Origin of the sequence: Lachnoclostridium edouardi (assembly GCF_900240245.1) — a bacterium.
Taxonomy (GTDB): Bacteria; Bacillota; Clostridia; order Lachnospirales; family Lachnospiraceae; genus Lachnoclostridium_A; species Lachnoclostridium_A edouardi.
This window is the reverse complement of the sequence record NZ_OESQ01000001.1, coordinates 2299857-2312352: the sequence shown is the minus strand read 5'-3', so window position 1 is coordinate 2312352 and position 12496 is coordinate 2299857. Positions and strand designations below refer to the sequence as shown.

Genomic DNA, 12496 nt, shown 5'->3' with positions numbered 1-12496 from the left:
TGGACTAATTTTATCATATCATCAATCCAAACTCAACGGTCAAGCCGGAACTTGAACAGGCTTTCAATCAGCTTTGTTCTGATGTAGTCCTCCATATCAGAGTTATAATAGCCGTTCATCTTGGAGAAATAGCGGATATATCCGGCGTATCGGTCAAGGACGGCTTGTATCGCTATGGGGTCGCCCTCATGTGCCTTTATTATCGTGTCATAAGGGAGAAGTCGGTTACTCATGGGACAACACCTCCATTTCCTCTTTCAGCCGCTTCAAGGCAAGCTGGATATGCCGCCCGATTGTGCTGCGTGTCCAGCCGCTTTGTTCTCCGATTTCTTTCTGCGTCAAGTGCTGGAAGTAATACAAAAAGATTTCCTCCTGCGTCTGTTCCGGCAGTTCGGCAAGAGCCGCCGCAAGGGAACAGCTATCTAAAAATATCGTCTGCCCCCGGACAGAAAACGGATAGGTTTCGCCATAGTCCGGCACTTGAAAATACTCGTCTGTGGTGCTTAGTGGGACAAACTTTTCTTCGGTCAGATATTCAAGGGAGATTTCCCGTTTCCACCTTGCCGCCAGCATACGGGCAGCGTCAAAGGACGCATGGCGAATAACAATCCGGCAATAGGTATCATGGGTATAACGGATATGTTCTTGATAGGCTTCCTGTTCGGTCATGGAAAATCCCCCTTTCTTCGATTATGGGAAAGGGCGGCAGCACTTTTTGCTGTCGCCCCTTGATTACCCACCAGCAAGGACAGACGGGGCTGTCAACGGTGGGCGTAGCCCATTTACTTGCCGTTGACTGGCTCGGCTGGATTTGCTAAATCAATTTTTTCAAAAGTGTTTCTACTTCTTTTGCTTTCAACACCTTTCCCATAGAAGCAACCTGTTCATTTACAACAAGAGCTGGCATACTCATTACTCCATACTGCATAATTTTTTCCATGTCTGTAATATATTCAACCTCAATGGTAAGTCCCATTGAATGAACTGCTTCTTGAGCTGCTTCTAACAGTGCATGACAGCTTTTGCAACCAGAACCTAAAACCTTAATACAGCAAATCCCGTCCACTGTTTTTCCGCAACACTCTTTTTCCAGCTTGGTTTCTGTTACCTCACTTGTCGGGCAGCCGGCATTACAAGCACACGCAAGTGTTTTTTCTTCTTTGTTTTTTCTGTTAAATAATGACATAATGAATACCTCCATTTATTTTTCGCTTTCAAAGCGTTTTTTCAAAACCTCATAATGATTTCGATTGCTTTTATCCCCACCATTATCTGGGAACAAGCAATAAGGCAAACTATCCGTTGTACGGTGCTTTATGACGCAAGCACAACACCTCCCATGATTTGGGCACGATGTTTTGGGACAAATACATTCTTTTACATTTTCGCAGTGCATTTTTCTACCTCATTTCAAATTAGTAGTGGCTGAATGGTGTTAAAGAAATAGCCAACCAGTATAATTCCGACAGTACAGATTGCAATAAAAATCCATAAAAGTTTAAGCTTTACAGCTTTACGAAGCATAATCATTGACGGCAGAGACAAAGTGGTAACGCCCATCATAAAAGATAAAACAACGCCCAACAATGCTCCCTTTGCCAGTAGTGCTTCTGCAATCGGAATTGTTCCAAAAATATCTGCATACATGGGTACTCCGGCAATCGTTGCAATAATTACACCAAATGGGTTATTATCTCCGAGTATCTTGACAATAATTTCTTCCGGTATCCAGTTATGAATAATAGCCCCGATACCTACACCGATTAAGACATAAGGTGCAACCTTTTTTGCAGTAGATACAACCTGTTCCCATGCAAAATGAAGTCTATCCTTAAAGTGCAATTCTTCCTGTGGAATATCAACGGATTTTCCTTTTTTAATATATTCCTCTACTTCATTTTCAAGGTGTAGTTTTTCAATTAAACTTCCTCCTGCAACAGCAATTATAAGTCCGAGTAGGACATACACGATTGCCACTTTCCAGCCGAATATGCTCATAAGAAGTACAAGAGAGCCGAGGTCTACCATAGGAGAAGAAATTAAAAAAGAAAATGTAACACCCAGCGGCAGCCCCGCACTGGTAAAACCGATAAATAATGGAATGGACGAACAAGAACAAAACGGTGTAACTGTTCCCAAAAGGGCAGCTATCATATTTGCCCCGATTCCTCTAAATCTTCCTAATATCTTTTTGGTTCTTTCCGGCGGGAAATAGCTTTGAATATACGAAATTATCAAAATCAAAACGCCCAGCAATAGCATAATTTTTATGGTGTCGTAGATGAAAAACTGAACGCTTCCCCCTAACCGAGTTTCGGTAGATAGACCACACGCTTCTAATAGATTTCCTATCAGTTGGTTTAGCCATTTCATACCGAGGATTTCATTCTGAAAGAAATCCCAAACACTTTTTAGTGCCTGCATATCCTAACCTCTCTTTCTCATAAATCAAGAAAATTCGATTTGATGTTTCTGAAAAAAACCGTTGCCATATTGGAACGGCTTTTAGGTATTTGAACACTTATTACAACTCATATTTGTTTCGTTAATAGCAATCGTATCTTTCAATAAAGCCAGTACCTTTTCACTGCCTTGCTTGCTGATTTGGTAATGCGTCCATTTACCGTCCTCACGACCTGTCACAATACCCGCTTCACATAGGATTTTCATGTGATAGGAGAGCGAAGATTGAGGCATATTTACTTCATCGGTCAAAGTACAAGTACACTTTTCGCCATTCTGCAAAAGTTCTAAAATGCGTAACCTACGCTCATCACTTAAAGCCTTAAAGATTTTTGCTCTTTCCTCATAAATATTTGCCATGTTCTCACCTCAAATCTAAATTTCTTGATTTAAGTATATGCTTCAAATCGAAAAAAGTCAATATGAGATTATAGTTTTTCTAAATTTTGATAAACAGGTACGGAATAATAGGTGCTGCTGTCTGCAAAATTCTTGTGTGTTACTTTACCACACATGAGCATTTGCTTAGGGTAGATATTCTATTATTAGTCCCTAACACAAGCGGCAGCAATCCATTCAAAGGACGCTGCCGCTAAATTTTTCCATTTACAATTTTGTCATTCAAGGCTCTTACTGAAAAAATGGTGTAGTAGTGGTGTAGTAAGTGCCTATTTGCTTTGTAAATCTATTGATTTTACAGGATTTTTCAGGGCTTTTCAAGATATTGCCGTGGCAGATAAATAATACTTTAATCATCTTTTTATATCTCCATTTTAGTCCAGTATTTCTTCTCAAACGCTTGATATTTCAGGGTTTTCCGACTTTTGAGTTTTCCTTTCTTTTCAAGGTATCTTCTCAAACCTTCTCGTATTTTCTTATGTTTTTCCCTGCAATCTTGGTAAATCCGTTGGTAAAGCAAGCGTCCTTACCAACGGGCTTTTTTAACTATTCGCTATCCGATATACTTCTTCCTTTGCATCATCAAAATTCACATGGGTGTAAGTGTTCAAGGTTACACTGATGTCTGCGTGACCCATGATATACTGCAAGGTTTTCGGATTCATCCCGGATTTTGCCATATTAGAGCAAAAGGTGTGCCTGCATACATGCGGGGTAACTTTCGGCATCTAGATGCGATAAATCCTGTTGTATTTCTGAATGATATGCTCTAGATACTTTTCCCAGTGAAGGGCAACCATCGGCATATCGTTTTTATCCAGAAACAAAAATCCTGCATATCCTTCCACCATCGGTTCAACTTTTGGTGTCTTGCGGTTGGCAATGATTCTGCGAAAACACGCTGCGACAGCTTCCGTCATCGGCACATAGCGGATGCCTTTGTCAGTTTTTGGTTCTTCAATTACATACTGCATCTGTACGGTACGCTGTAACTGATGGTCTACCTTGATACGCATTTCTCCAAACTCGATTTCTGAAACCGTCAGCCCACAGAACTCTGAGATTCGAAGTCCTGTGTGAAAAAGAATATAGATTGCATCATAGTATCTGCTGAAATGTTTATCTTCCTGAATAAACTTCAATAAATCTCTCTGCTGCTTTCGGGTAATTGCTTCTCTGGTAACAGAATCATTGACAATGACGGATGCAAGCTCAAATTCAAAAGGATTTTTACGAAGCAAATCATCATATATCACCATCTGAAACGCCGGTCTGAGAACTCCCCGGATAGAATGAATGGAACTATATCCCCGACCATCTATCTGCTGGAGTTTAATCAGCCATGCCTTTGCGTCTGACAAACGCACCTTGTCAATTCTCAGATTCCCAAAACTCTCTTTTTTCAGCATATTGATGACCGTTTTATATCCGGCAACCGTATTGTGACGAACTCCTGTTTTCAATGAAACATACTTTTCCACCAGTTCCAAAACAGTATAGTTGCCACCGTTGGTTACGATACGGTCAAACAAATCCGCTTCAATCTGTTTTTCTTTCTCACGCAGGGAAGGCTCCCGCTTCTTCCCTTTTGGCATTGGGTCATTCTTGTCCAAACGCCAACTGTATACATTTTTCTCTTTTCCGTCCTCATCAATATAGCGGAACCGATACCTCCCATCTTTACGCTGGTACTCGCCCTCTCGCAAAATCCGATTACGGTTATCTCGTCTTTTCTCACTCATCGTGAACTCTCCTTTCAAAAAAGAGAGCCAGACTTGCACTCTTATCATAACACAAATCCAGCTCTCCGCATAGTTATATCATGTGAAATCGGTAAATCTGTCAGCTCTGTTTACACAGCAGTAGCCTGATCCAGATACCGTTCAAATTTCTCACGCTTAATGAGGGCACGATTGCCGTTCATCACATAAAAATCCTCATTGGGATGTGTGTCAATAAGCGTTCTCAGTTTCCCCTCGCCGATATGATAATATCTGGCTGCTTCCTCAATGGTAAGCGTATATCTACGCCACACCGGAATATCTGAGTAATTTTTTCCTTCAATATTCATCTTATTATTCGCCATAGGCAGTTATCCTCCATAACTATCGTTGTCGCAGCATTCGCCAAATGGCTACGCAAGCGTATCCGCTTGGCTCATTGCCTGCGCACATGAAAATAGCTAGACAGAGGGTGTCGGCAACGAAGTCCGGCAACGGGCGCAGGAAGACCTTGCAAACAGTCTCAATCTGGCGGTGGTTACTATTTATACTTTTCTTTTATTTTTCTGTTGTTTTGGTTGTCATAGGGGAGAAAAGCCCGGAAATAAGGGATTTTCCCCGGCAACGGGCTCGGCAACGGGATAGCAACAGGGGGTGCAACGGGCTGTCATTTTCAGAATGGAAGCTCCATCTGTTCTGTGACCTCCACAAAACCATCCATCATTTTTTCAGACGGGTTGCCGGAGTCCGTTGCCGGGTTTTCACGCTCCCAGCCCTTTTGTCTGCCATATTCTGAAAACATTCTTGGGTTCGGGAAGTACCGCCAGCCGGAAATGCACTGGTTCATAATCTCGTTGATTTCCCGGATTTCCCATTGCTTCGGCTCGTCAAAGGCATGGTTTAAGGCTTCCTTGTAGAGCTGCTTGGAACAGACCATGCTCCCGGTGTACTTATCAAGATATGCCTGTATCATCCCGGCTTTGGTGTCCTCCGGCATAAAATCCCGCTGGTGTTCTTTGAGATACCGCTGCATGGCGGGGCTGAAAGCCAGCTTGAACCTGCCGCTTCGGTAAATCTCCATCGCTTCCGCCCACATCTGCTCGATATAGGCTCTGGAAGCGGCTTCATCCTCCAAAATGTGAACCTCGGCTTGCTCTGGATACACCATGACCGGGATAAAGCGGCGGTTGCCGGAACGGTCAAGGGGCAGGAAGTCAAGGGCATTGGAAGTGCCGCCAAACACGCACTGACGGGGGCGGTCTGCCGGGTGGGTTTCATAGGGTATCTTGTAAACTTCTTTCTGCCGGCTTAAAAACGACTTGATTTCCTCAATACTCTTGGCGTTGGCAGTTGCCATCATTTCTGACATTTCGATAATCCAATGACCTTGCAGCTTGCGGTACACATTGTCATCGTCCAGCTTCCGCAAATCATCGGAGAACCACTCGTCCCGGACTGCCAGCAGTCGAAAGAAGGTGGACTTGCCAGCCCCCTGACCGCCTACCAGACAGAGCATGATTTCAAACTTGCACCCCGGCTGAAAGGCTCGTGAGATTGCACCCAGCAGGAACAGCTTCAACGCTTCATAGGTGTAATCGTCTGCGTCAGCCCCCAGAAAGTGCCGCAGGCAGAAACGGATTCGTTCTGTCCCGTCCCACACAAGGGTATTGAGATAGTCCCGGATGGGATGGTACTTGTTTTCATTCGCCACAATCCCGATGGCGTTATCAATCTTTTTCTCATTGGTAAGCCCGTAGGTTTCTTCCAGATAGAGAAGCAGATACTTCATGTCCGTATCGTTTAGGGCGGTGCTTTCCCTGTGGAAGCCGATGGGCTTTATGATGTCCTTGCGGTCGGTCAGGATGTTGTATGCGATAGCCCCGGAAAGCAGCGGGTCACGCTGGAATACGGTCAGGCAGTTCCGTATGCTCTGACGGACACCGCCTTTCTCGGTAGTTTCCAGCCCCGCCTTGATTTCCTCAACGCTCTGGGGCGGCTGCATGGCGTTCATAGTGCTTTTTAGTTCTTGCTGCGTCTGCGGCTGCAAGCTCTGCCATTCGCTGTTCAAGCTGTATCACATCCTTTCCGTAGTCCGTAATCAAAGCCGCTTTTTCCTCTGTTTCCCCGAACAGCAGCACATCCAGCAGATATTCCACTTGGGCTTGCTTCTGTAAGGCTTCCACAAACCGGGGATGAAAGGCTTCCTCCGGGGAGTGCGGGACATAATCCTTTCTCCATGCCCGAAGCAGATGGAGATAATCGGCAAGGATACGGAAGCAGCGGTTCTTTGCTTCCTGAAACTGTTCCTCCGGGGATTTCTGCCGGGGCTTGGGCTTTTTTGCCTTTCCCGGCGGTTTCCAGCCCTCATAGGAAAGTCCGAAGTCCTGTGCCAGCTGTACGGCGGCTTCTTTCTTTCCCAGCCCATACAGGGCGGCGGCAAAATCAATCACATCCCCATCCGCACCGCAGCCGAAGCAGTGGTAACGCCGATCCAGCTTCATGCTTGGGGTTTTATCGTTATGGAACGGGCAGCAAGCCATTCCGTTCCGACCTACATGGATTCCATAATGCTCCGCAGCCTGTCTTGTTGTAACGGACTGCTTCACAGCTTCAAATACATTCAAATCTATCCCTCCTTGAAAAAAAGAAAAGCACCTGACATTCTCTGATTGAAAATGGCAAGTGCCTGTTAAAGTTCCATATCCTGTTGTTTGTGTTTTGTCTGCGCCGGGGCAGTTCTTTGTGCTTTTTTCTCGTCCGCTTTATCCTGCAAGACTTCTTTGATGGGCTGCTTCTTGGGTGGCTCTTTGCTTTCCTCTGTGCCGGGTGTGGCTTTCCGTACCCAGTAGCGGATGTCCCGCAGCTTCTTCAAATCCTCCTGTACCTCGGTCAGCGGTACTTTCAGCTCTGCGATTTCTTCCAGAAGCGTTTCCTGCTCCTCTTGCAGCTCCTTTTTGGTGCTGTCCTTATCGTCCGGGTGCTTGGCAAGGTAGGCGGCGGCTTTCTCATACCGGGCAACCTCCGGGTGTTCCTGCTTGAAAGTTTCCTTTGTTTTCTTAAAAAATATCTTCTGGTACTTTTCATAGACGGGCTTACATTCCTTGCAGTCTGTCCGGCTGGCAAGAATCCCGTCAATCACTTTGCTGCGGGCTTCCTTTGGCTTCATCTGATTGCGGTAATCTGCGGCTGATTTCCCGGACGCTTCCAGAAACGCTTCTAAGTCCTCCACAGTGGAAAGCCCCTTTTGCCGGAGATAGGACAGGGCTTCGCTGACTGCCTTTAAGTCCTGTGAAGTCCCCCGGTTCTGTCCAGCCCTTGTCCAGTCCCTCCGTTCTTCCTTTCGTATCTCCATATATTTCATCAGCAGATTGGGAAGAAAGACCGCTTCTTCCGCCGCTTTTTGTGTAAGCAGCTCTTTCCTTTTTTCTCCCAGCTCGGTAATCCAGCCTTTGAGGTTTTGGATAAGCTGCCGGATGGACTTCATCAGGCGGTTGGCGGCTCTGATTTCCCGGTTCAGGTTGCCGATATTCGTCTGGATACCTCGCTTTTCCATCTGCCGGACAGCAGCCCCCTCATGGACAGTGGGGACTATATCAATCCCCTGTCTGGCATAGGAACGCAAGTCCACACGCTCTGGGCGGTCATTGGCTTCCAGATAGCGGTTCTGGATAACTTCCCACTCATGCCGCCAGATTTCACAATATCTCTGGTCGTTCCAGTCCACCGTATCCTCCTTGTGGCTTTTCCATCTGCCGGACGGAAGTTTTATTCGTTCCCCGTTTTCATCAAGGTCATAAACCTTGCGGCTCTTGGGAAGCCATTTCCCATGTTCGTCCATTGCCCGCATCGTCAGCAGGACATGGGCGTGGGGATTGTGTCCCGGCGGATGGGGGTCATGGATGGCAAAATCAGCAATCATGCCTTTGGAAACAAACTGCTGTTCACAAAACTCCCGGACAAGGACAGCGTACTGGTCAGGCGGTATCTCTCTGGGGATGGTAAGCACCCACCGCCTTGCAAGCTGGGAGTTCCATTGTTTCTCCACAGCTTCGGCGGCGTTCCATAAAGTATTGCGGTCTGCATATTCCTGTGGGGCATTTGCCGGGAGCAGGATTTCATTGTGGACGATACCACGCTTTTCCGGGTAGTGCTTCACTTGCTGGTCGTATTCACAGAACAGCTTTTCGCCACTCTGGTAAGCAGCGGCGGCAACCGCAGACTGCCGCTGGCTTCGCTGCACAATCGTGATTTCGTTGTGTGGACAGGGCATTTCGTGTCCCTCCTTTCGGTAATTGATGGATGGGGTGGCGTTTTACCACCTCATTTTGGGCGGAAAAAAAGCAGGAGACCTTTTTTTCAGATTTCCTGCTCGGTGTGCCGCTGTGTGGGCGGCGGATATTTAGTTATGGAAATACATCAATTTGAAAAATCAAAACTGAAAACGAATATCTTCTTTGAATTTGTGTCGTCTGGGATTCCCTTCACTTCGATAAATTTTGTGTCGTTTCATATCATAAATAACTGACCAGACAGTATCTTTACCTGTACTTCTGTCATACTGACAGAGGAAACCATAATCTCCAGACAACAGTTTTTCTGCAAATGGAAAATTGAAACCTCCATTTTTTTCGCTAAAAGCTGAATACAATGTTTGATACCGTTCTTCTGCAAACCAATTATCAATCTTATCGTTGTTATAGCCTACCATTCCTGGCAGATGGAAAGTGTTCGTTGCACAGACAAAAGCAAGATTGCTATTCAATGTTTTTTCTATTTTTATCTGTTCCGCATTACATTCTATAACAGCTATCGCCCCCATTGTATCAGCTAAGGTTAAAGTTTGTGCTGAAGCAATCGGTAATTGATATAAACAGGAGACAGCTTCCAACACATTTCTACATTTCTCCAACAGGTATCTGACAATCATACCTGCGTTAAATCCCGGTTTGCATTGGTTAGGATAGACGGATGTTAAACCAACAGCTAAACCCTGTTCATTAACACCATCTTCAATCTCAATAAAAGCAGTTGTATTTCCTGTAAAAGAATAAACTCCATCCGTCAATTTATAAACTACATTCTGATTTAGCCTTTCGATTTCTGTCAGAAAATCACTGTTTCGTCCCAGAAGAATTTCCTGTTCCGTTGTAAAAGCAAAACAAGAGCAATTACAAGATGGAGGCATAGAGTACATACTAAATAATACAGCTTGCAAAATACGGACATCACATTGTTGTCCATCTGCCAGACCTTGAATTTCTTCTACAATCTCATGGTAATACTTTTCATAAATCGGAAGGCAGGACAAAGCATAGTCAATCCGTTCCTGCGTGATTTCAAATGGTATGTTCTCTAAAATTATATTTTTGTGTTTTAACAGTAAGGAACCCCACCGAAAACCAGCTTCGTAGTGTGTTCCCCTAAAATGTGCATGATACATTTTTACACGCTCCTTATTGATTAGATAAAGAGCTACCGGTAACTCTTATCTAAGGGTAACTGAATAAAAATTTTAAGTCAAGCCATATTTTACTTGTCGGCTGGGAACAGCTTGCAACGCAAGGTGTCCCCAGATGGCAAGTCCACAAAAGGGTAGCTGGCGGCAGCCAGCGCAGGGGAAGCGTAGCGTCCCCTGTATGATTTGGAGCAGACCTTGACTGCGGAAAATCACAGCCCTCCGGCGAGGAGCCTTCGGAGAACGCAATGCACCAACCTCTGGGTGGTGTATAATTGCGCCCTTAGTAAACTAAGGGGTTTCCGGCTTCTCCCGTTCCAGCAGTTTTTTCAATAGTTCCTGCGTGTCCTGCCTGTGAAAAATGAGTTTCAACAACAGCATGACATCATCATCTGTCAGGCGTTCCGGCTCTTGCAGAAAACTTTCCAGCATACCGCCACGAGTGCAGAGCCGGTGTGTCCGTTCTTTTCGGGTAAGCTGCTTCAACTGGTGTTGTAATGCCTTTTCATCATTGATGGCTTTCCGCAGTTTCTTTTCGCTTTTCTCCAGCTCCCGGTTGAGCTTTTCCAGCTTTGAGGTATCAGGCAAGGGCAGTGTCCTCCTTTCTTGGTATCAGCACATAAATCCTGTTTGATTCTCCAACGCCCTGACGCACCCGCATGATAAGTCCGGCGGTTTCCAGTTCATTCAGAGAACGCTTGACCGTCATGGGACTGCGGGACAGGACTGCGGCAATGGCTGTGACAGGGAAGCAGACAAACAGGATTCCGTTCTCGTCCTCCTGCCCTTTGGACAGCATAGCGTCCAGCATCCGGCAGTACATGACCTTTGCGGTGCTGCTGACTGGAAATCCTGTCAACGCTCTGGGAAAGGGCATACAGGGCGGCAAGGGTGTGTCTATCGTCATAAATTCAAAATTCATTCGGTGTGTTCCTCCTTTTTCTTTGCTCGTTTGGATAAGTAACGGGGGCAGTCAACCACAACCGCCCGGAAGCTCTGCTTGCACCCATGCTGGCATTTCCGGCACAATTCGTTGTAAGTGACACGCCCCCGGTCATTGAGGTAAAAGGAAAGCTCATGCTTCCTCTTTTTGCTCATTCTCGGCATATTGTGTTTCCTCCCGTTTTAGTGTATGGTTTCGGGGCGATTTTCGGCAAAATTACAGCCATAGAGCCCCTTAAAATCTCCCGAAGTATCAGCGATAGGGTAGACTGTCCCCCTATCAGATTGTCGTGTTTCGGTATCATTTCGGGGTCAGTTCGCCAGTTCTCCCCGGTGTCGTTCCTCCCCTGAATCTCACAGCGGCGTATCGCTCCCTTCGGTACGCTCATTTTGGTTAGGGTTCCTCCATATCCCTGCCAAAAGTCATGGCGCTACATCGCCGGGGAAGCATATCCCACACAGGCTGGTCATTCGATTGGAATAATCCATCGATGAACTACCTGTATCATAGAACATTTTTGTGCCCTGTGCCGTATGTCCACAAAGTAGGAATTAAGGATAAAAAGCGGAAATTTCCACGATTGCGGAAAGTGTGATATAATCCAGTTAAGCGACAGCAATGAAACCGTTGGAAAGGAGCGTGCGCCCATGAAAGGAGCAACAAGCATACAGGAACGCCTTTGGGAACTCCGCAAGGATAAAGGCTTAAATCTGGAAGAACTATCAAAGCTGACGGACATTTCTAAATCAGCTCTTGGAAGTTATGAAAAAGAGAATGTTAAGGAAATCAATCATGGCTATCTTGTCACGCTGGCAGACTTCTATGGGGTTTCCGTTGATTATCTGCTGTGCCGGACAGAGAACCGAGAGCAGATCAACACGCCACTAACAGAGCTGCATTTGAATGATGAGATGGTGGCACTTTTGAAAAGCGGTCGGATTAACAACCGCCTACTCTGTGAGCTTGCCACACATAAAGATTTTATCAAGTTTCTTGCAGACATTGAGATTTATGTGGATGGGATTGCCACCATGCAGATTCAAAACCTAAACGCCCTTGTCGATACTGTCCGGCATGAAATCATTGAACGGTATCGCCCCGGCGAAGATGACCCGCATTTGAAAGTGCTGCAAGCCGCCCATATCAGCGATGATGAATATTTCAGCCACATGGTTCTGGATGACCTCAATCTCATTATCCGGGATATTCGGGAAGCTCACAAAAAGGACAGTGAGAGTGCGCCCCAGACCACCGTTGCCGATGAACTGAAAGAAAATCTGGAAGCGGTCGAAAATTTCAAGGGCAGTCGGGATGAAAAGCTCGTTGTCCTTTACTGCAAGCAGCTCGGTATCAACTATAAAAATCTGTCAGACGAAGAATTTCGCTGGCTGATTCAGATTCTCAAAAAATCGAAGAAAATGGGAACGCCTATCAGCCAGAGGAAAAAACGGTAAAGAAAAACCGCTGTTGCATGGTTTGTTGGCTTCCATGTAGCAGCGGTTTGTGCTGTGGTTA

General features: G+C 45.7%; 15 protein-coding genes and 1 pseudogene. 1 reads left to right on the top strand and 15 read right to left on the bottom strand.

Going from position 1 to position 12496, the window contains the following annotated elements:
* Window positions 1-32: 32 nt before the first annotated feature.
* From C1A07_RS10930 to C1A07_RS10860, 15 genes and pseudogenes are all read right to left on the bottom strand, one after another.
* Window positions 33-233 (bottom strand): helix-turn-helix domain-containing protein, encoded by a 201-nt coding sequence (locus C1A07_RS10930; RefSeq protein ID WP_006858003.1) that lies wholly within the window; start codon window positions 231-233, stop codon window positions 33-35.
* Window positions 226-669 (bottom strand): RNA polymerase sigma factor, encoded by a 444-nt coding sequence (locus tag C1A07_RS10925; RefSeq protein WP_101877135.1) that lies wholly within the window; start codon window positions 667-669, stop codon window positions 226-228. Before C1A07_RS10925 ends, C1A07_RS10930 begins: the two co-directional genes overlap by 8 nt.
* A 145-nt stretch (window positions 670-814) precedes the next feature.
* On the bottom strand, window positions 815-1186 hold the full coding sequence (locus C1A07_RS10920) for a thioredoxin family protein (protein ID WP_101877134.1): 372 nt from the start codon (window positions 1184-1186) through the stop codon (window positions 815-817).
* Window positions 1187-1410: 224 nt separating this feature from the next.
* The gene (locus C1A07_RS10910) at window positions 1411-2424 is read right to left on the bottom strand and encodes a permease (protein ID WP_101877132.1); all 1014 of its coding nucleotides are present in this window, start codon (window positions 2422-2424) and stop codon (window positions 1411-1413) included.
* 81 nt (window positions 2425-2505) lie between these two features.
* Complete coding sequence (locus C1A07_RS10905; protein WP_101877131.1) at window positions 2506-2823, bottom strand: ArsR/SmtB family transcription factor; 318 nt, start codon at window positions 2821-2823, stop codon at window positions 2506-2508.
* A gap of 270 nt (window positions 2824-3093) precedes the next feature.
* Window positions 3094-3219, bottom strand: a complete 126-nt coding sequence (locus C1A07_RS16555; RefSeq protein WP_278321059.1) for a hypothetical protein — start codon at window positions 3217-3219, stop codon at window positions 3094-3096.
* 185 nt (window positions 3220-3404) lie between these two features.
* Window positions 3405-4604: pseudogene (locus tag C1A07_RS10900) on the bottom strand (tyrosine-type recombinase/integrase).
* Between the two features lie 110 nt (window positions 4605-4714).
* Entirely contained in the window at window positions 4715-4948 is a 234-nt protein-coding gene (locus C1A07_RS10895) for an excisionase (protein ID WP_016218019.1), read from the bottom strand.
* Window positions 4949-5256: 308 nt separating this feature from the next.
* Complete coding sequence (locus C1A07_RS10890; protein WP_101877130.1) at window positions 5257-6594, bottom strand: virulence-associated E family protein; 1338 nt, start codon at window positions 6592-6594, stop codon at window positions 5257-5259.
* Window positions 6563-7207, bottom strand: coding sequence for a CHC2 zinc finger domain-containing protein (locus C1A07_RS10885; protein ID WP_101877129.1), 645 nt, complete (start codon window positions 7205-7207; stop codon window positions 6563-6565). The genes C1A07_RS10890 and C1A07_RS10885 overlap by 32 nt, the downstream gene beginning before the upstream one ends.
* Before the next feature lie 65 nt (window positions 7208-7272).
* Window positions 7273-8853 (bottom strand): MobQ family relaxase, encoded by a 1581-nt coding sequence (gene mobQ, locus C1A07_RS10880; RefSeq protein WP_101877128.1) that lies wholly within the window; start codon window positions 8851-8853, stop codon window positions 7273-7275.
* 159 nt (window positions 8854-9012) lie between these two features.
* On the bottom strand, window positions 9013-10023 hold the full coding sequence (locus C1A07_RS10875; RefSeq protein WP_101877127.1) for a C45 family autoproteolytic acyltransferase/hydolase: 1011 nt from the start codon (window positions 10021-10023) through the stop codon (window positions 9013-9015).
* A 306-nt stretch (window positions 10024-10329) separates the two neighbouring features.
* A complete protein-coding gene (locus tag C1A07_RS10870; RefSeq protein WP_002594808.1) occupies window positions 10330-10626 on the bottom strand; it encodes a DUF3847 domain-containing protein in 297 nt (98 codons plus the stop codon).
* On the bottom strand, window positions 10619-10960 hold the full coding sequence (locus tag C1A07_RS10865; protein ID WP_101877126.1) for a DeoR family transcriptional regulator: 342 nt from the start codon (window positions 10958-10960) through the stop codon (window positions 10619-10621). Before C1A07_RS10865 ends, C1A07_RS10870 begins: the two co-directional genes overlap by 8 nt.
* Window positions 10957-11145, bottom strand: a complete 189-nt coding sequence (locus C1A07_RS10860) for a hypothetical protein (RefSeq protein ID WP_025544156.1) — start codon at window positions 11143-11145, stop codon at window positions 10957-10959. The genes C1A07_RS10865 and C1A07_RS10860 overlap by 4 nt, the downstream gene beginning before the upstream one ends.
* Before the next feature lie 483 nt (window positions 11146-11628).
* Here C1A07_RS10860 and C1A07_RS10845 point away from each other — a divergent pair, with 483 nt between their 5' ends.
* Entirely contained in the window at window positions 11629-12435 is an 807-nt protein-coding gene (locus C1A07_RS10845; protein ID WP_101877124.1) for a helix-turn-helix domain-containing protein, read from the top strand.
* The last annotated feature ends 61 nt before the right edge of the window (window positions 12436-12496 follow it).